At 73.2% G+C, this 17,362-nt stretch carries 15 protein-coding genes; 3 read left to right on the top strand and 12 right to left on the bottom strand.

Translation table 11 applies throughout. From position 1 onward, the window contains the following. Positions 1-71: 71 nt before the first annotated feature. The 9 genes from ACZ6Q9_RS12450 to paaA all read right to left on the bottom strand — a co-directional run bounded on the left by ACZ6Q9_RS12450 (position 72) and on the right by paaA (position 9,613). Positions 72-1,325, bottom strand: coding sequence for a cell wall anchor protein (locus ACZ6Q9_RS12450; protein ID WP_396828574.1), 1,254 nt, complete (start codon positions 1,323-1,325; stop codon positions 72-74). Positions 1,326-1,527: 202 nt separating this feature from the next. Next, positions 1,528-2,757 (bottom strand): LPXTG cell wall anchor domain-containing protein, encoded by a 1,230-nt coding sequence (locus ACZ6Q9_RS12445; protein WP_396828576.1) that lies wholly within the window; start codon positions 2,755-2,757, stop codon positions 1,528-1,530. 225 nt (positions 2,758-2,982) lie between these two features. Continuing rightward, positions 2,983-4,155, bottom strand: a complete 1,173-nt coding sequence (locus tag ACZ6Q9_RS12440) for an LPXTG cell wall anchor domain-containing protein (protein WP_393257465.1) — start codon at positions 4,153-4,155, stop codon at positions 2,983-2,985. Positions 4,156-4,497: 342 nt separating this feature from the next. Beyond that, positions 4,498-5,688 carry a cyclic dehypoxanthinyl futalosine synthase gene (gene mqnC / locus ACZ6Q9_RS12435; RefSeq protein WP_396828578.1) on the bottom strand — a complete coding sequence of 397 codons (1,191 nt, stop codon included), beginning with the start codon at positions 5,686-5,688 and terminating at the stop codon, positions 4,498-4,500. A 145-nt stretch (positions 5,689-5,833) separates the two neighbouring features. Beyond that, positions 5,834-6,943, bottom strand: coding sequence for a 1,2-phenylacetyl-CoA epoxidase subunit PaaE (gene paaE, locus ACZ6Q9_RS12430; RefSeq protein WP_396828580.1), 1,110 nt, complete (start codon positions 6,941-6,943; stop codon positions 5,834-5,836). Then, positions 6,940-7,416 carry a 1,2-phenylacetyl-CoA epoxidase subunit PaaD gene (paaD, locus tag ACZ6Q9_RS12425; RefSeq protein WP_393257456.1) on the bottom strand — a complete coding sequence of 159 codons (477 nt, stop codon included), beginning with the start codon at positions 7,414-7,416 and terminating at the stop codon, positions 6,940-6,942. Before paaD ends, paaE begins: the two co-directional genes overlap by 4 nt. Positions 7,417-7,426: 10 nt before the next feature. Next, the gene (gene paaC, locus ACZ6Q9_RS12420; protein WP_393257454.1) at positions 7,427-8,152 is read right to left on the bottom strand and encodes a 1,2-phenylacetyl-CoA epoxidase subunit PaaC; all 726 of its coding nucleotides are present in this window, start codon (positions 8,150-8,152) and stop codon (positions 7,427-7,429) included. Positions 8,153-8,228: 76 nt separating this feature from the next. Further along, the gene (gene paaB / locus ACZ6Q9_RS12415) at positions 8,229-8,549 is read right to left on the bottom strand and encodes a 1,2-phenylacetyl-CoA epoxidase subunit PaaB (protein ID WP_350701900.1); all 321 of its coding nucleotides are present in this window, start codon (positions 8,547-8,549) and stop codon (positions 8,229-8,231) included. Further along, positions 8,546-9,613 carry a 1,2-phenylacetyl-CoA epoxidase subunit PaaA gene (gene paaA / locus ACZ6Q9_RS12410; protein WP_393453512.1) on the bottom strand — a complete coding sequence of 356 codons (1,068 nt, stop codon included), beginning with the start codon at positions 9,611-9,613 and terminating at the stop codon, positions 8,546-8,548. Before paaA ends, paaB begins: the two co-directional genes overlap by 4 nt. 360 nt (positions 9,614-9,973) lie before the next feature. On the opposite strand from paaA, the gene ACZ6Q9_RS12405 reads away from it, so the two are divergent. Both ACZ6Q9_RS12405 and ACZ6Q9_RS12400 read left to right on the top strand, forming a co-directional pair. Then, complete coding sequence (locus ACZ6Q9_RS12405) at positions 9,974-10,930, top strand: serine hydrolase (RefSeq protein WP_393257449.1); 957 nt, start codon at positions 9,974-9,976, stop codon at positions 10,928-10,930. Continuing rightward, the gene (locus tag ACZ6Q9_RS12400) at positions 10,930-11,883 is read left to right on the top strand and encodes a hypothetical protein (RefSeq protein ID WP_396828584.1); all 954 of its coding nucleotides are present in this window, start codon (positions 10,930-10,932) and stop codon (positions 11,881-11,883) included. Before ACZ6Q9_RS12405 ends, ACZ6Q9_RS12400 begins: the two co-directional genes overlap by 1 nt. 39 nt (positions 11,884-11,922) lie before the next feature. Here ACZ6Q9_RS12400 and ACZ6Q9_RS12395 read toward each other — a convergent pair whose 3' ends face one another. The 3 genes from ACZ6Q9_RS12395 to ACZ6Q9_RS12385 are packed head-to-tail and all read right to left on the bottom strand — an operon-like array spanning position 11,923 to position 14,770. After that, the gene (locus tag ACZ6Q9_RS12395; RefSeq protein WP_350701906.1) at positions 11,923-12,774 is read right to left on the bottom strand and encodes a menaquinone biosynthetic enzyme MqnA/MqnD family protein; all 852 of its coding nucleotides are present in this window, start codon (positions 12,772-12,774) and stop codon (positions 11,923-11,925) included. Between the two features lie 33 nt (positions 12,775-12,807). Beyond that, entirely contained in the window at positions 12,808-14,145 is a 1,338-nt protein-coding gene (locus ACZ6Q9_RS12390) for an MFS transporter (RefSeq protein WP_396828586.1), read from the bottom strand. Between the two features lie 43 nt (positions 14,146-14,188). Further along, positions 14,189-14,770 (bottom strand): ArsR/SmtB family transcription factor, encoded by a 582-nt coding sequence (locus ACZ6Q9_RS12385; RefSeq protein ID WP_393257441.1) that lies wholly within the window; start codon positions 14,768-14,770, stop codon positions 14,189-14,191. Between the two features lie 265 nt (positions 14,771-15,035). On the opposite strand from ACZ6Q9_RS12385, the gene ACZ6Q9_RS12380 reads away from it, so the two are divergent. Next, entirely contained in the window at positions 15,036-17,264 is a 2,229-nt protein-coding gene (locus ACZ6Q9_RS12380) for a HelD family protein (RefSeq protein ID WP_393259161.1), read from the top strand. Positions 17,265-17,362 lie beyond the last annotated feature (98 nt).

Here is a 17,362-nt window from a genome sequence, read left to right as displayed (position 1 = left end):
CTCCGGCCGACGCCCGGCGGGTACGCGACAGGGGCGGGGAGGCCGCCCACCCCGCCCCTGCGCGGCGTACGTCAGTCGGTGGACTTCTCGTCGCCGGGGTTGACCAGGACGATGTCGCGCCGCCGGGAGATCAGCAGCAGCGCGCCGCCGGCCAGCAGCACGGCGGCGCCGATGCCGCCGATCAGGCCGGCCTGCACGCCGGTCACCGGCAGCCCGCCGCCGTCACCGTCACCGTCACCGCCGCCGCCGCCCGTGCCGCCGCCCGGGGTCGTGGTCGTGGTCGGGGTCGGCTCGCCGCTCGGGGTCGGCGTCGGGGTCGGGTTCGGCGTCGGCTGCGCCGACAGATCCACGAACGCCTCGAAGGTCGCGTGGTTGTCCATCGGCTCGGCCTCGGTGAAGCTCTTCCGCTGCGCCGGGCTGGCGACCTGCGCCTCCGCCTCCGGCTCGCCCTCGGCGGCGTCCAGCCCGTACGCGAAGAGGTCGCCCTCCCGGAGCACCGGCTCGGTGACGTCGTCGCCGACCTTCACCGTCACGTCGGCGGTGTAGTACTGCCCCCGGCGGATGATCGCGCCGGCGTCCTCGCACAGCGCCCGCGCCCTGCCGAGGAACTCGTCCTCGACGCAGCTCTCCGGCAGCGTCACGAAGCTCACACCCGACGGGAGCATGAGGCCGTAGAAGAGACCGGTCGCGGGGCGGCTGCCGTCGTTGTAGACCGCCCAGTCCAGCGGGACCGTCTCGCCCCGGCGTACGGGCCTCAGGTCGGGCTCGTCGGTCACCGCCCCGTCGACCACGACGTTGGCCTGGACGTCCTGCACCCAGGCGGTGAGGTCGTAGCCCGGCTTCGTCACGGTCACCGGCACTTCGATGTCCTTGTTGTTCTCCAGGTCCGGGTCGCCGGTGGCCGAGCGGACCGTCACCCTCAGCACGCCGCCGTCGCCCCTGCCGCCGGTGCTGAACAACGGGATGCCGAAGTCCTCGCTGGTGCCACCCCGCAGGTCGCCGAGGAGGCAGGTGAAGGTCCTGCCGGTCACCTCGCAGCCGTCCGGCACGACGTAGCCGACCCGCTTGGCCTTGAGGCCGCTGGGGTCGATCTCCACCGTGACGTCCTTGGCGTCGACGCCGTCGGTGAGGTTCTGGACGGTGAACTTGAACGGCTTGGCCTTCGCCGCCTTGACGCCCTTGGCCAACTGGTAGCTGGTCGGCTTCAGGGCGAGGTCCGCCTGGTCGGCGGCGTACGCCGGAACGGCGACGGTGGCCAGGCCGCCCGCCGCGAGGAGCGCCACGGCGCCGGCGCGGGCCAGGGCCGAGCGGTGGAACAGGGTCATCGGTCCCCCGGGGGTTAGGGAAGAAACGGATGGTTGCGGAACCGAGCGGACCGTATCGAAGCATGACGTGGTGCGCCAGCAGGGCGGATCATCTTTCATCCGTCCGGTTCGGTCGAACGGACGGACGGGGCGGGACGGTCGCCCGTCCCGCCCCGTCTCCAGGGTCGTGCGCCCGGCCGGTGCGGGCCGACGGGGCCGGCCGTCAGGCCGTCGGCTTCTCGTCGCCCGGGGTCACCAGGACGACCCGACGCCGCCGCGCCACCAGGAACATCGCCGCGCCGGCGACCAGCACCGCGCCGCCGACGCCGACGATGAGGCCGGTCTGCGCGCCGGTCACCGGCAGCGGACCCTCGTCGTCGTCGCCGCCACCCTCGCCGCCACCGGTTCCGGCGGCGGTCACCACGACGGCGAAGTCGTCGCGGTTGTCGGTCGGGTCGACGTCGCCGGCCTGCGCGGCGCGGGAGCCGGCCGGCCGGTGCAGGAACGACGGCAGGGCCGAGCGCTTGCGGGCCAGATTCGCCTCGGTCGCCGGAAGCTCACCGCGCGCGCTGACCGTGACCTCGCCGCCGGCCAGGCTGACCGGCGCCTCGACGCCGGCGGCGACCTTCACCGGGAAGGCACCGAGGACGCCCTCGCGCGGGGCCAGCTGGAGCAGCCCGGCCCGGCAGTCGGCGGACCGCAGGTCGGCGGCGTACTCGCACTCCTTGACCTGGATGCTGTCGTCGAAGGTCACGCCCTTGGGCAGGGCGATCTTGAGGTCGAGGCCGTCGGCGATCCGGTCGCCCTGGTTCTCGACGAACGCGAGGACCGTGGTCGCGTCGCCGGGGTTCAGCGGCCCGGTCGGCGGGTCCTCCTTCAGCACGTCGTCGAAGGCGAGTTGCTCCTTGACGTCGGGCACCACGACGCCGAGGTCGACGCCGCTCTCCTTGCTGATCTCGATCTGGACGGTCGCGGAGTTGTTGTCGGGGTTGGTGTCGTCCGGCGACTCGACGGTCAGCGTGACCGGGGCGGAGTACGGCTCGTCCACGTCGGGGACCCGCTTGATCATGACGATCGGCAGCTCGACGGTCTCCCCGGGCCCGGGGATCTGCTCCTCGGGCACGACGCAGGTCCACAGCACCGGCTTCTCCGCGCCCTCGCCCGAACAGCCCTTGGCGGCCGGGAAGAAGGCCACCTCGCCGTAGTGGTCCACCTTGGAGGTGTCGGCCTTGACGACGAGCGAGGACGGCGTGCCGGGGCCGTTGTTCGTGACCTTGGCGTACGCCGTCTTGATCCGGGTCCCCTCGGCCACCTTGGTGCCGACGACGGCGGTGACGGAGAGGTCGGCGGCGCTCCCGGCGGCGTGGGCCGGCGTGCCGACGGCGGTGAACGCGCCGGAGGCGAGCAGCGCGGCGGCGCCGAGCCGCGCCAGCGGTCGGTTGGGCAGTTTCATCTCGAGTCCCCCGTGAGGTGTGGCTGCTGGGCCGAACCGCACACTAACGGCCGGTGATGCCGTGCGCCGCCCCGGACGCGCCCGAAAGCCGAGCGTCCCTCCAGGAATGTCCGGTCGGTGGCGGCCGGCGCACGGAACGGACAGTGGGGGCGGGATGGTCACCCATCCCGCCCCCACTGCCGTGCGTTATGTGAACGACCCTCGCGGGTCGATGGAGGACGACCGTCAGGCCGTCGGCTTCTCGTCGCCCGGGGTCACCAGGACGACCCGACGCCGCCGCGCGATCACGAACATCGCCGCGCCCGCGACCAGCACCGCGCCGCCGATCCCGCCGATCAGCCCGGTCTGCGGACCGGTCAGCGGCAGGCCCGGCTCCTCGCCGCCGCCACCCGCGCCGCCCTTGGCGGTCACGACGACAGCGTACGCGTCGGTGTTGTCGGTGGCGTCCACCTCGGTGGCCGCCACGGCCTCGGCGTTGGCCGGGAGGGCGCTCTTGCCCGCGGCGCGGACGGTGGTCGCCTGGCTGCCGAGCGCCTCGACGGTGACCTGGCCACCGGTCAGGCTGCCGGCCTTGACGTCCTTGCCGACCGAGAGCAGGTGGTAGAACCGGCCACCCGAGATCAGGTCGTCGCCGTCCTTGTCCTGCGACGCCGGGATCAGGTCGGCGTCGCGGTAGGTGCAGACGAGCGAGGTCTTGCCGGAGTTGTACTCGCAGCCGTCCTCGACCTCGGCGAAGGTCACGCCCTTGGGCAGCTTGACGCTGATCTTCAGCCCGGCGGCGGTGGCGTCGCCCTGGTTGAAGGCGGAGTAGATGAGCTGGGCGGTGTCGCCGGCACGCAGGTCGCCCGCGACCTTGATCTTGTCGCCCTCCACCGTGACGGCCTTGGTCACGTCGCCCGCGACCACGGTCAGGTCCGGGCCGGTGCCCTCGACCTTGACCTTGACGGTCACCTCGTTGTTGGACTCGTCGGGGTCGGTGCCCTCGTGCAGGATGATGGCGCTGATCTGACCGGCGTCACCCGTCGCCTCGCCCTTGCGGGTCAGCGGGAAGCCCCAGTCGATGTCGCGGCCGGCGGGCAGGACGCCGCCCTCGATCCCGCACAGGATCAGGCCGTCCTCGCGCGGGCTGCAGCCGCTCTCGTCGATGTCGACCTTGGTGGTGTCCAGCTTGCTGATGTCGAGGCCGACCAGGACGGCGGTCGCGTCCACCTTGCTCTTGTTGAGCAGGGAGACGGTCGAAATCTTGCCGGGCGCACCGACCGCGATGGTGGTGCCGGTGGCCTCGATGGCCAGGTCGGCCGAGGTGTCGGCCAGGGCCGGGGCGGCGAAGAGGCCCGCGGCCAGGATCCCGGCGGCGCCGGCGCCGGCAACAGCCAGCGCACGGTTACGGAAGATCATGGAGAGTTCCCCCCGTTGGGGTGCAGGAAAGGTACGGCCGGGGACGTTAGCGGTCCGCGGTCACCCTCGCCACCCCTCGCAGTCGGCCGGGTTGACCAGTGCCGCTAAGAATCGCTTAAGGATTGCCCGAATTGATATGTCTTACTGTTCGCTGACCCCCGGCCGCTCGGCTGGAACGGCAACGAGATTGACATCAACGGCTGGCAACCACTCATCCGATCGGGCGGGCGGCGGAAGCACCGCCGGCCACGCTCGGTCAACTCCGTGTTCACCGACCGGTCGACGAACCGCAGACACCCCACCGTCCGTCGACGGTGGGGTGTCGGGTGGTGCGGCGGTAGCTCAGCGGGCGTCGACCAGCGGAAGGGCCTTCCCGGCGCCGCCGCCCGGCAGCGCGATCGAGGAGAAGTGCGACACGACCCGCTCGTCGGTCGGGTCGTCGGCCGGCGTCCGGTGCACGGCCAAGCGGTTGTAGAGGGTGTCCCGCTGGGCGGGGATCCGGTCCGCCGAGCGGATCATGCCGATCAGCTCGTGCAGGTTGGAGCGGTGCCGTGCGCCGGCGGAGGAGATGACGTTCTCCTCCAGCATGATCGAGCCGAGGTCGTCCACGCCCATGTGCAGGGCGAGCTGCCCGACGTCCTTGCCGGTGGTCAGCCAGGACGCCTGCAGGTGCGGCACCGTCTCGAAGAAGAGCCGGGCCACCGCGACCAGCCGCAGGTATTCCAGCGTGGTGGCCTGGGTCCGGCCCTTGAGGTGGTTGTTCTCCGGCTGGTACGTCCACGGGATGAACGCCCGGAAGCCCCGGGTGCGGTCCTGCACGTCGCGGATCATCCGCAGGTGCTCGATCCGCTCGGCAGCGGTCTCGCCGGTGCCCATCATCATCGTGGCGGTCGACTCGACGCCCTGCCGGTGCGCCAGCTCCATGACCTCCAGCCAGCGCTCGCCCGACTCCTTCAGCGGCGCGATCGCCGTGCGGGGACGCGCGGGCAGCATCTCCGCACCGGCACCGGCGATGGAGTCCAGCCCGGCCGCCTTGATCCGCGCGATGGCCTCGTCCAGGCTGACGCCGGAGACCTTGGCCATGTGCAGGATCTCGCTCGGGCCGATGGAGTGGATGGCGAGCTGCGGGTACGCCTTCTTGACCGAGGAGAACAGCTCCTCGTAGTACTCCACGCCGTAGTCCGGGTGGTGCCCGCCCTGGATCATGACCTGGGTCGCGCCCAGCTCGACCGCCTCGCCGCAACGGCGCAGGATCTCCTCGGTCGGGTGGGTCCAGCCCTCCTTGTGCTTGGGGGCCCGGAAGAACGCGCAGAACTTGCACGCCGTCACGCAGACGTTGGTGTAGTTGATGTTGCGGTCGATCAGGTACGTGACGATGTTGTCCGGATAGCGCCGCCGGCGTACGGCGTCGGCCGCCTCGCCAAGGGCGTGGAAGGGCGCCTCGGTGTAGAGCAGCAGGGCCTCCTCGGGCGTGATCCGCCCGCCGTCCGCGCCGCGCTGCAGGATGTCGTCGATCTCCCGGCTCACCGTCACGCCTGTGAGCCTACGTCGCCCCGGCCGGCCCGACCGCCTCGGCCCGACAGGCTGCGGCTCACCCCACACCTTGCTGGTGTGCTGGTTCAGCTCTCGAATGGCGATCTGCTCCGCCGAACGGATGTAGAGCGAATTGCCATACGGATCACGCGTCGTAGTCGACCGTGAGCCTGTCGGTGGTCGGGCTGGACTGGCACGTGAGGACGTAGCCGGCGGCCACCTCGTCCGGCTCCAGGGCGTAGTTGCGGGCCATCGTGACCGCGCCGTCGACGACCTTGGCCTTGCAGGTCGAGCAGACCCCGCCCTTGCAGGCGTACGGCAGCTCGCCGCGGACCTTCAGCGCCGCGTCCAGCACCCGCTCGTCGCGGCCCATCGTGAAACTCGACGAGCGGCCGTCCAGCACGATGGTCACCTCGGCGCCGGCCCCCGGCTCGTCGGCCGGGCGTCGCGGCGGGGCCGGGGCCTCGTCGACGTGGAACAGCTCCGTGTGGACCGCCGACTCCGGCACCCCGCGCCCGGCGAGCACCTCCCGGGCGTCCACCACCATGCCGTACGGGCCGCAGAGGAACCACTCCTCGATGGCGTCGCCGGGGACGATGGTGGCCAGCAGCCGGCCCAGCCGGTCGGCGTCGATCCGGCCGGAGAGCAGCGGAGACTCGCCCTGTTCGCGGGAGAGCACGTGCACCAGGTGCAGGCGGGTCGGATAGCGGTTCTTCAGGTCGGCGAGCTCCTCGGCGAACATCACCGTGTTGGCCGTGCGGTTGCCGTACACCAGGGTGAAGGTGCTGGCCGGCTCGACGGCGAGCGCCGTCGCGACCAGCGCGAGCACCGGGGTGATCCCCGAACCGGCGACCACCGCGCCGTAGTGGCGGGCCCGGTCCGGCGCGAAGGCCGTGGTGAAGTTCCCGAGCGGCGGCAGCACCTCGACCGTGTCGCCGCCCCGCAGGGCGCCACAGGCGAACGCCGAGAACGCGCCGCCCGGGATCTCCCGCACGCCGATCCGCAGCCGGCCGTGCCGCGCCAGGTCCTCCGGAGTGGAGCAGATGGAGTACGACCGCCGCACGTCCTCCCCCGCGTCGGTGCCGCGCCGGACGGTGAGGTGCTGACCGGCGGAGAACGCGAAGGCCTCCCGCAGCTCCGGCGGCACCGCGAAGGTGATCGCCACGGCGTCGTCGGTGAGCCGGTCGACGGCGGCGACGGAGAGCGGGTGGAAGACCGGCCGGCGGCGGACCGGGCGGGTGATGGTGACAGTCACAGCGCCTTCAGGTGGTCGAAGGGTTCACGGCAGGAACGGCAGCGCCAGAGCGCCTTGCACGCGGTGGAGCCGAAGCGGCTGACCTGCTCGGTCTCCGGCGAGCCGCAGCGCGGGCAGCGGACGGCGAGGGTCAGCGGCACCACGCCGCCGGCGCGGACGGGGGCCGGCGGGGCGATGCCGGCGGCGGCGAGCTTGGCCCGGCCGGCGGCGGAGATCCAGTCGGTGCTCCACGCCGGGCTGTAGACGGTGCGCACCTCGGCGTCGGGATGGCCGGCGGCGGCCAGGGCCCGGCGGATGTCCGCGCGGATCACGTCCATCGCCGGGCAGCCCGTGTAGGTGGGGGTGATGGTCACGACGACCCGGCCGGTCGCCGGGTCCTCGTCGACCGCCCGCAGGATGCCGAGGTCGGCGATGGTGACGACCCGGATCTCCGGGTCCACCACCGCCGCCACGGCCTCCCTCGGGTCGGTCACCGGTGCTCCCTCACCAGCGCGCCCCGGGGTGGGCGCGGTGCAGCACCTGCATCTCGGCGAGCAGGTAGGACAGGTGCTCGGTGTGCACCCCGTCCCGCCCGCCGGCCGGCGCCCAACCGCCCTCCGGCCGGGTCAGCGTGGCCTCGTCGAGCACGGCGGAGACGGTGGCGTCGAAGTCGGCCCGCAGGGTGGCCGGGTCGACCGGTGCCGCCGGGTCCGCCGCGAACAGCTCGTGCGCGTACGGCCAGACCTGCTCGACGGCCGCCTGCATGCGCCGGTGCGACTCCTCGGTGCCATCACCCAGCCGCCTCACCCACAGCGAGGCGTGGTCGAGGTGGTAGGCCGACTCCTTGCGGGCCTTGGCCCCGATCGCGGCCAGCCGCTCGTCGGCGCAGCCGGCCAGCGCGGTGTAGAGCGGGAGCTGGTACGCCGAGAGGAAGAGCAGCTTCGCCATGGTGACCGCGAAGTCGCCGTTCGGCAGCTCCACGAGGAGGCAGTTGCGGAACTCCCGGTCGTCGCGGAGGAACGCCAGCGCGTCCTCGTCCCGGCCGGCGCCCTCCAGCTCGCCCGCGTACGACAGCAGGAGCCGGGCCGCGCCGAGCTGGTCGAGGGCGATGTTCGCCAGCGCGATGTCCTCCTCCATCTCCGGCGCGCGGGTGGTCCACTCGGCCAGCCGCTGCGCCGCGATCAGCGCGTCGTCGCCGAGGGCGAGGGTGAAGTCGAAGGGGCCGGTCACGCCGCCACCTCGCTCCGCTCGGCGGCGGCGCGACGCGCCCCGGTGCTGAGCCGAATGGTTCGCTCGCTGCGCTCGCTCACAGGTGGGCCACCCCGTCCGGCACCTCGTAGAAGGTGGGGTGGCGGTAGACCTTGTCGGCCGCCGGGTCGAAGAAGGCGTCCTTCTCGTCGGGGCTGGACGCGGTGATCGCGCCCGCCGGCACCACCCAGATGGAGACGCCCTCCTGGCGGCGGGTGTAGAGGTCCCGCGCGTTACGCAGGGCCAGCTCGGCGTCGGGGGCGTGCAGGCTGCCGACGTGGGTGTGCGACAACCCGCGCCGCGCCCGCACGAAGACCTCCCACAACGGCGAAGGATCGCTCACGCCGCGCTGATCCGTTCGCTCGCTACGCTCGCTCACGCCGCCACCTTCTCCTTCTTCTCCGCCCGCTTGGCGGCGTACGCCGCGGCGGCCTCACGCACCCAGGCTCCGTCGGTGTGGGCACGGCGACGGTGCTCCGCCCGCTGCCGGTTGCACGGCCCGTCCCCCTTGATCACCCGCATCAGCTCGTCGTAGTCCGGCTGGGTGAAGTCGTACGACTGCCGGGACTCGTTCCAGCGCAGACCCGGGTCGGGGATGGTCAGGCCGAGGATCTCGGCCTGCTGCACGCACATGTCCACGAAGCGCTGGCGCAGCTCGTCGTTGGAGAACCGCTTGATCTTCCAGGCCATGGACTGCGCCGAGTGGGTGGAGTCGGTGTCCGGCGGGCCGAACATCGCCAGCGACGGGTACCACCAGCGGTCGACGGCGTCCTGCGCCATCGCCTTCTGGGCGGGCGTGCCGTGCGCCAGGGTGTGCAGGATCTCGTAGCCCTGCCGCTGGTGGAACGACTCCTCCTTGCAGACCCGGATCATCGCGCGGGCGTACGGCCCGTAGGAGCAGCGGCAGAGCGGCACCTGGTTGACGATCGCGGCGCCGTCCACCAGCCAGCCGATCGCGCCGACGTCCGCCCAGGTCAGCGTGGGGTAGTTGAAGATCGAGCTGTACTTCTGCCGGCCGCTGAGCAGCAGCTCGACCAGCTCGTCCCGGCTGATCCCGAGGGTCTCGGCGGCGGCGTAGAGGTAGAGGCCGTGGCCGGCCTCGTCCTGGACCTTGGCCAGCAGGATGGCCTTGCGCTTGAGCGAGGGGGCTCGGCTGATCCAGTTCCCCTCCGGCTGCATGCCGATGATCTCGGAGTGCGCGTGCTGGGCGATCTGCCGGATCAGCGTCCTGCGGTACGCCTCGGGCATCCAGTCGCGCGGCTCGATCTTCTGGTCGGCGTCGATGACCTCGGCAAAGTAAGCCGCGAGGTCCTCGTCGGGGCCGGGGGCACCGGCGCGCCGCCCCCGCTCGGCGGCCTCCCGCAGCGCCGCCTCCGCCGCCTCGACCTCGCCGAGCAGGCCACCGCCGGGTGCGTCCTCGGCGGAGAAGTCGTTGCCATACATGGGGCCAAGTGTTACAGCTCGCAACTCGCCGCACCAGAGGTGTGTAACAGGTTTCCGAGGACAGTTCGGGACGGATGACGAGCCTCGGCCGGGCGACCAAACTATGACTTGGGTCACGCGGCGAAGACGAATTCCCCCAATAGCCGCATAGCGGTCCGATATCCCGCCTTCATGGCAAGTTGCCAGGTGTCATGTTCTGGCGTGCCGCCGATCCGCACGTAGACTTCCCCCGGTCACACCGATCGGCTGCCGACGATCGCCCCCAGGAACACGGAGGCCGCCCCCGGCCTCGGCGAGCCGCCGATCCGTCCGGACAACAAGCCGGTCCCCCCGGCCCTGACATCTGGAGCTCATCCACTCATGCGATCCCGCGTGACCCTGGTGCTCGCCGTCGTGGCGGTCCTCCTCGGTGGCGGCCTGCTCGTGCCCGCCGCGTACGCCCGACTCGCCGGCGACGACGCCGCGAGCGGCGGAAGCGGCGGCGGCAGCGTCGCGGCACCGGCGCCCACCCCACCCGCGCCGCCGACCCTGGCCGCCGGCCCGGTGTCGGTGAGCTTCAAGGGCGAGTTCTTCTCGTGGGCCCTGATGGACCGGGAGACCGGCGAGATCTCCGGCGCCAAGAACATGGCCTCGACCAGCTCCACCGAGTCGATGATCAAGGCCTGGTTCGCGGCCGACTACCTCCGCCAGCTCGGCGACAAGCCCGTGCCGGCCGAGCGGAAGAAGCAGATCTCCGCCGCCATCCGCAACAGCGACGACGACGCCGCGAACGCCCTCTACAACGCGGTGGGCCGCGCCGCGACGATCAAGCGGATGACCAGTACCTGCGAGCTGACCGACACGAAGCCGGGCAACGTGCCGGGCTACGTGGGCTGGTGGAGCTTCACCCGGATGTCCCCCCGCGACGCCGTCCGGCTCGGCGACTGCATCGGCGACGGCACGGCCGCCGGCCCGAAGTGGACCGACTACCTGCTGGACGAGATGAGCAAGGTCAAGGGCACCACCGCCGCCAAGGACCAGAAGGCCCGTTCGGGCGGCGGCCGTTGGGGCATCATCGACGGGCTCCCCCAGTCGATCCTCAGCCAGGGCCCGGTCAGCATCAAGAACGGCTGGACCCCGCTGAACTACGACGGCAACTGGCACGTCAACTGCCTCGCGGTCACCGACAAGTGGAGCCTCGCGGTGATGCTGCGCTACCCGCAGAAGAGCGGGCTGGACTACGGCGCGCAGACCTGCGCCTCGGTCGCCAGCCAGCTGGTGACCCCGCAGCCGGGCGCCGCCCTCAAGGTGCCGCAGCAGCCGGTCGGGAAGCTCTGATGGCCGGGCAGCGCCGGGACGACCGGCGCGGCGACGCCTCCCCCGTCAAGCTGATCGCCGTCGCGGTGGTCCTGGTCTGCCTGGTGCTCGTGTCCCTGCGGCTGCTGCCGGGCTCGCCGTTCGAGTCCACCGCCGCCGCCCGCTGGGGTGACCCCGCCGTGCCGACCGACCGCGGCGCGAGCACGCCGGGCGACCGCAGCTCGCGGCAGTCGCCGTCGCCGTCACCGTCGCCCAGCGCGACGCCGGAGCCGCTGCCGTTCGAGGCGAGGGACCTCGACCTGGACATCGAGGGCTGGTACTCCTGGAGCGTCCTCGACCGCCGGACCGGCGAGATCATCGGTTCGGACAACATGGACGAGACCAGCACCACCGCCTCGCTGATCAAGGCCTGGATCGTGGCCGACTACCTGCGCCGCGCCGCCGATGCCGGCCAGACCCCGAGCGACGCCAAGCTCGCCGACGCCACGAAGATCATCCGGGACAGCGACAACACCCGGGCCGAGCAGTTCTACAACACCGTCGGCCGGTCCGCCTCGATCAAGCGGCTGATCTCGCTCTGCGAGCTGACCGACAGCAAGGTCGCCCCCGACGGCGGATGGAGCCGCACGGCGCTCTCCCCCCGCGACACCGCCCGGATGGGGGCCTGCATCGCCGACAGCCGGGCCGCCGGGCCGAAGTGGACGACGTGGCTGATCAAGGAAATGCGGCTGGTCCGGGGGGCGGGCGACTTCGGCATCCGTAAGGCGTTCCCGGCCGCGGAGCGCAAGACCATCGCCATCAAGAACGGTTGGATCGACCGGACCAGGGAGCAGGAGATGCACATCAACTGCCTGGCCATCGGCGACACCTGGACGATGGGCGTGATGGTCCGCTACCCGATCGGCAAGGGCTACGAGTACGGCATGAAGAACTGCCAGAAGATCACGGAAGCCCTCCTCCGCGACCCCGTCTGACCCCTCGCCGCCGATCGAGGCGGTCGCGGGCGGGCGGGGTCAGCCCGTGAAGAAGTCGGGGCCCGTGTCGGGAAGGGACGGGGCGGCGCCGAGGGCGGCGGCGCGGCGCGCGAACTCGCGCAGGCCGGCCACCTGGCGGTCGCCGAGCGAGAAGTCCAGCGCCCGGAAGTACGTCGCCAGGGTCTCCGCGTCGAACGGCTCCCAGCGCGCGCCGGCCTCGGCGACCTGGTCCAGCTCCGAGAGGCAGAGGTCCCGGGAACGCAGGAACGCGTCGTGCACCTCCTTGACCAGACCCGGGTGGGCGGCGGCGAAGTCCCGGCGTACGGCCCACACGGCGAAAACCATCGGCAGGCCGGTCCACTCCCGCCACGCCTGCCCGAGGTCGGTGACCTCCAGCCCGCGCTTCGGCGCCTCGTAGAGCGCGCGCAGCGCCACGTCGCCGATCAGCACCCCGGCGTCGGCCTCCAGCAGCATCTGGGTCAGGTCCGGCGGGCAGCGGAAGTACTCGGGGTTCACCCCGTACCGCTCGCCGAGCAGGAGCTGGGCCAGGAGAACCCCGGTCCGCGAGGTCGAGCCCAGCGCCACCTTTCCGTGGTCGAGCTCGGCCAGCGGGCGGGTGGAGACGATGTTGACCGACAGCACCGGGCCGTCGCTGCCGACCGCCAGGTCGGGCAGGAGCAGCAGTTCGTCGGCGTGGCGCAGGTACTCCACGTGCGAGATCGGGCCGATGTCCAGGTCACCGGCGACCAGCGCGGCGCTCAGGCGGTCCGGCGAGTCCTTGTGCAGGTCGACGTCGATCAGGGCGCCGGAGCGCATCAGCCCCCAGTAGATCGGCAGGCAGTTCAGGAACTGGATGTGCCCGACCCGGGGGCGTGCGACGTGCTCAGCCATGCCCCGACCGTATCCCCGCCACTCGCCCGGGGCTCACCGGGTCGGCGTCGGAGTGGCCAACCCCGCATCCACCGCGGCGTCGGAGGCCGGGGCCGTGCCGGCCGGGACGGCGTCCGCGACCGGCGGACCGGCGGGCGTCGGCGCGGGGGCAGCGGGGGCCGCTTGGGCCGCGGGGGCCGCTTGGGCCGCGCGGCGGAGGGGGACCGAGACGGCGGCGACCGCCAGCAGGCCGGCCAGCCCGCACCCGGCGACCAGCGGCCGGGGATCGGCCGCCTCCAGCAGGAGGCCGCCGGCCAGGAAGCCGACCATCGCGGCGCCCTGGACCGCCGCGCCGAAGGAGGCGAAGGCGCGGCCCCGCGCCGCCTCCGGCACCCGGCGGGCCAGCAGCACGTTGTTGAAGACGTTGCTGCCGCCGTTGAAGATGCCGCCGGTCAACCAGATCGGCACCAGCAGCAGGGCCGTCGGCACGGCCGCCGAGGCCAGCACCATCGCGCAGCACCCGCCGAGCAGCGCCAGGCTGGCCCGGACCAGCCCGGCATCGCGGTCGAGCCGCCGGACCACCCGCGCGAAGAGCCACGCGCCGGCCAGGGCGCCGAGCGTCCAGGCGCCGGTCACCAGCCCGTACATCGTGGTCGAGCTGCCCAACGTCTCCCGGATGAAGAACACCTCGATCACGTTGATCGCCCCGACGGCGCCGAACACCCCGGCGACGCTGGCGACCATCGCCACCAGCAGCGGGTCGTGTCGCAGCCGCCAGGCCGGGGGCACCGCCGCGTCGCCGGCCGCCGCCGGCCCACGGCTTCCCCTGCGGGTACGGATCAGCAGCCCGGCCGCCACCAGCGCCAGATAGCTGCCGGCGCCCACGAGCAGCGGCAGGCGCGTGCCGAACTCGCCCACCAGCAGCCCGGCCAGCGCCGGGCCGGCGAGCGAGCCCAGGGTGCCGGCCGACTGGTTGAGCGCGCTGGCCCGGGGCAGGTCCTCGGCCCGCACCATCGCCGGCACCAGCGCCGAGAGCACCGGCTGGGTGACGGCGAGGCCGGTGGCGAGCAGTGCCACCAGCGCGATGACCAGAACCGGGTGCCCGGCGTACGCGAGCGTGAGGCAGATGCCGGCCTGGGCCAGCCCCGCGGTCACCAGCAGGATTCGGCTGTCCACCCGGTCCGCGAGGCGGCCGGTCAGCGGCGCGAACGCCACCAGCGGCAGGGTCGCGGCGAGCAGCAGGCCGGACACGGCGAGCCCGCCCGCGCCGGCCGACTGCAACGCCAACGTGAGCGTGCTGGCGGCGAGGAAGTCACCGCAGGTGGCCACGCCCCGGGCGGTGGTGGCGAGCCAGACGTCCGGCCAGCGCGACGGACCAGATGTGAAGGACATACTTCGAAAATAATCCTTCACATCTGTTGGGTGCAATCCCCTTTCAGTCGACCGGCAACGCCTTGTAGTGCACCGAGACGGTGCGCGCCCCGGCCGGCGGGTCCACCCGCGACCGTTTGCGGTACGGCTCGAACAGGCGGTCCACCGCCTCGTTCAGCTCGCTCAGCTCCGCTGCGGTGAGCAGCAGTTGCGAGTCGGCGAGCCGGCTCGCCTCGTACCACTCGGCCGGCTCGTCGGGCGCGCGCCGCAACCAGTCGCGGCTGCGCTCCAGGTCGCGGGCCAGCCACGCCTCCACCAGCGCACGCTCGGCTGCCTGGGCCTCCGGCGCCGTCCCGCGCCCGGCGTCGACGGTCCAGCTCGGGCTGACCACCCGCCAGACGCGCTCCCGCGCGTCGCCGCGGTTCGGCGCCTGCTCCACCAGGCCCGCCTTCGCCAACTCCCGCAGGTGGTAGCTGGTGGCGCTCGGCGACAGGCCGACGATCTCCGCGCACTCCGTGGCGGTCGCGCCGGCCTCGATCGAGCTGAGGTGTTCCGTGATCGCGAGTCGGGCCGGGTGGGCCAGCGCCCGCATCACCTGCGGATCGCTGATGGTCACCCGGGGTCGCTCGGCAGGCGGCTCGGTCATCCCCCCATGATCCCGGCCGCCGGTCGTCGACCACCACCGGCAACGGCAGGACGGTGCGTCAGAGCCGGCGGCGCCGACCGGTCAGCACACCGGCGCATGGGCGCCGGGCCCGGAGGGCGGTGAATTCGGTGGAGCGGGAGCCGGTGTACGCGTAGGCTGGCAGGTCGCTTGACGGCCGGGGTGAGGTGAGCACCGCATCGGACGTCCCGCGCCGGGGGCCGGCCATCCGCCCGCCGGACACGCGAGCGATCAGCAGATGACCTCGATGGGATTCAGCGTGACCGCAGTCGACCTCCACCTCGACACCGACCTCGCCGCCGAGCGCGAGCACCTCGCCACCTCCCGGGCCGCCCTGGCCCGGATGCGGGAACGCGCCCAGGCCCTCTTCGCCACCGGCGACCAGGTGGCCGGCGACGCCTACGCCGCCGAGACGCTCGGGCGCACCCTGGCCCGCCGGGTCGCCGAACTCGCCGACGACCCGACCACGCCCCTCTTCTTCGGCCGCCTCGACTTCGGCCCGGCCACCGACGCGGCACCCGCCGCCGGCTCGGCCGCCGACGGCTGGACCGCCAACCCGTCCACCGCCGGCACACCCGCCGATGGCACGCCCGGTGGCAGCGACGACGGGGTGGATCCCGGGCACCCCGACCACGCCGGTCGGCGCTACCACGTGGGGCGACGGCACGTCACCGACGAGCGGGGCGAGCCGCTGGTGCTGGACTGGCGGGCACCCGTCTCCCGGTCGTTCTACCGGGCCAGCGCCCGCGACCCGCAGGGCGTGGCGGTACGACGCCGCTTCGGGTTCAGCAGCGGAACGCTCACCAGCTTCGAGGACGAGCACCTCGACCGGGGCGAGGAACTTGGCACGGCCAGCCGGATCCTGACCGCGGAGATCGAGCGGCCCCGCGTCGGGCCGATGCGCGACATCGTCGCCACCATCCAGCCGGAGCAGGACGAGTTGGTCCGGGCCGACCTGGCCGACTCGATCTGCGTGCAGGGCGCGCCGGGCACCGGAAAGACGGCGGTCGGCCTGCACCGGGCCGCTTACCTGCTCTACCTGCACCGGGAGCGGCTGCGCCGCGCGGGTGTGCTGATCGTCGGGCCGAACCGGGCCTTCCTGTCGTACATCGCGGCGGTGCTGCCGGCGCTCGGCGAGGTCGAGGTCGAGCAGGCCACGGTGGAGGACCTGGTCGCCCGGGTGCCGGTGCGGGCGGTCGACGACCCGGCGGCGGCGGCCGTCAAGCACGACGTGCGGATGGCCGAGGTGCTGCGCCGGGCGATCGACGCGCACATCGGCGAGCCGACCGAGCCGATCATGGTCTCGGACGGCTCCTACCGCTGGCGGATCGGGCTGGACCCGCTGCACCGGCTGGTCGAGGAGACCCGCCGGGAGCGGTTGCCGTACGCCACCGGGCGGGAACGCGTCCGGGCCCGGGTGGTGGCTCTGCTCCAGCGGCAGGCCGAGGCGCGGCGGGCCGAGTCGCCGAGCGACGCCTGGCTGCGCCGGATGGGCAGGTGCGCGCCGGTCGCCGCCTTCCTCGACGCGGTCTGGCCGGCGCTCACCCCGGAAGGGCTGGTCCACCGGCTGCTCACCGACGCCGAACTGCTGGCCGCCAGCGCCGACGGGTTGCTGACCGCCGACGAGCAGGCGCTGCTGCGCGGGACGCCCGACCTGGTGGCGGCAGGCGGCGCGGATGCCCCGCGTCCGGCGCGTCGCGCCGCGGCAGCGGGGACGAAGCTCGGGCGCACCCCGAAGGCCACGAAGTGGACGGCGGCGGACGCGGTGCTGATCGACGAGGCGGCCGGGCTGGTCGAGCGGCCGGCCGGCTTCGGCCACGTGGTGGTCGACGAGGCGCAGGACCTGTCGCCCATGCAGTGCCGGGTGATCGCCCGACGCAGCGAGCACGGGTCGATCACGCTCCTCGGCGACCTGGCCCAGGGCACCGCACCGTGGGCCGCCGCCGACTGGCGGGAGTCCCTGCGCCACCTGGGCAAGCCGGACGCGGTGGTGGTCCCGCTGACGGTCGGCTTCCGGGTGCCCGCCGCCGTGGTCGCGTTCGCCAACCGGCTGCTGCCGGCGCTCGCCGTCGACGTGCCGCCGGCGGAGTCGCTGCGCCGCGACGGCGCGCTCGACGTGCGTACCGTCGCCGACCTGACCGCCGCGACGGTGGCCGAGGTGCGCGCGGCGCTGGCGTTCGACGGCTCGGTCGCGGTGATCGCCGCCGACGACGCGGTCGACGGGCTGCGGGCCGCCCTCGCCGCCGCCGGGCTCGAGACCGCGACCGTCGACGACCCGGCCGCCGCGGCGCGCGTCACGGTGGTGCCCGCGACCCTGGTCAAGGGCCTGGAGTACGACCACGTCATCGTCGTCGAGCCGGCGGCGATCGTGGCGGCCGAGCCGCGCGGCCTGCACCGGCTCTACGTGGTGCTCACCCGGGCCGTCTCCCGCCTCGCCGTGCTGCACGCCGCGCCACTGCCCGCACCGCTCGGCTGACCGGCCCTCTGTCGACGTGGTCGACGGTGAGCGCGGCGGTCGCCCGGGCGGTGTGCGGGCGCGAGGGCACACCGCCCCGGATCTCGGTGAGTCGCCGC

It is taken from the genome of Micromonospora sp. NPDC049139, assembly GCF_055586845.1.
Note: the sequence above shows the minus strand (reverse complement) of the source record. Positions and strands in the feature narration are given on the sequence as shown.

What these genes read in the sequence shown, in the direction of transcription:
- ACZ6Q9_RS12450 (WP_396828574.1), bottom strand. Translation starts at nt 1,325, where the DNA reads ATGACCCTGTTCCACCGCTCGGCCCTGGCCCGCGCCGGCGCCGTGGCG.
- ACZ6Q9_RS12445 (WP_396828576.1), bottom strand. Translation starts at nt 2,757, where the DNA reads ATGAAACTGCCCAACCGACCGCTGGCGCGGCTCGGCGCCGCCGCGCTG.
- ACZ6Q9_RS12440 (WP_393257465.1), bottom strand. Translation starts at nt 4,155, where the DNA reads ATGATCTTCCGTAACCGTGCGCTGGCTGTTGCCGGCGCCGGCGCCGCC.
- paaA (WP_393453512.1), bottom strand. Translation starts at nt 9,613, where the DNA reads ATGTATGGCAACGACTTCTCCGCCGAGGACGCACCCGGCGGTGGCCTG.
- ACZ6Q9_RS12405 (WP_393257449.1), top strand. Translation starts at nt 9,974, where the DNA reads ATGCGATCCCGCGTGACCCTGGTGCTCGCCGTCGTGGCGGTCCTCCTC.
- ACZ6Q9_RS12400 (WP_396828584.1), top strand. Translation starts at nt 10,930, where the DNA reads ATGGCCGGGCAGCGCCGGGACGACCGGCGCGGCGACGCCTCCCCCGTC.
- ACZ6Q9_RS12395 (WP_350701906.1), bottom strand. Translation starts at nt 12,774, where the DNA reads ATGGCTGAGCACGTCGCACGCCCCCGGGTCGGGCACATCCAGTTCCTG.
- ACZ6Q9_RS12390 (WP_396828586.1), bottom strand. Translation starts at nt 14,145, where the DNA reads ATGTCCTTCACATCTGGTCCGTCGCGCTGGCCGGACGTCTGGCTCGCC.
- ACZ6Q9_RS12385 (WP_393257441.1), bottom strand. Translation starts at nt 14,770, where the DNA reads ATGACCGAGCCGCCTGCCGAGCGACCCCGGGTGACCATCAGCGATCCG.
- ACZ6Q9_RS12380 (WP_393259161.1), top strand. Translation starts at nt 15,036, where the DNA reads ATGGGATTCAGCGTGACCGCAGTCGACCTCCACCTCGACACCGACCTC.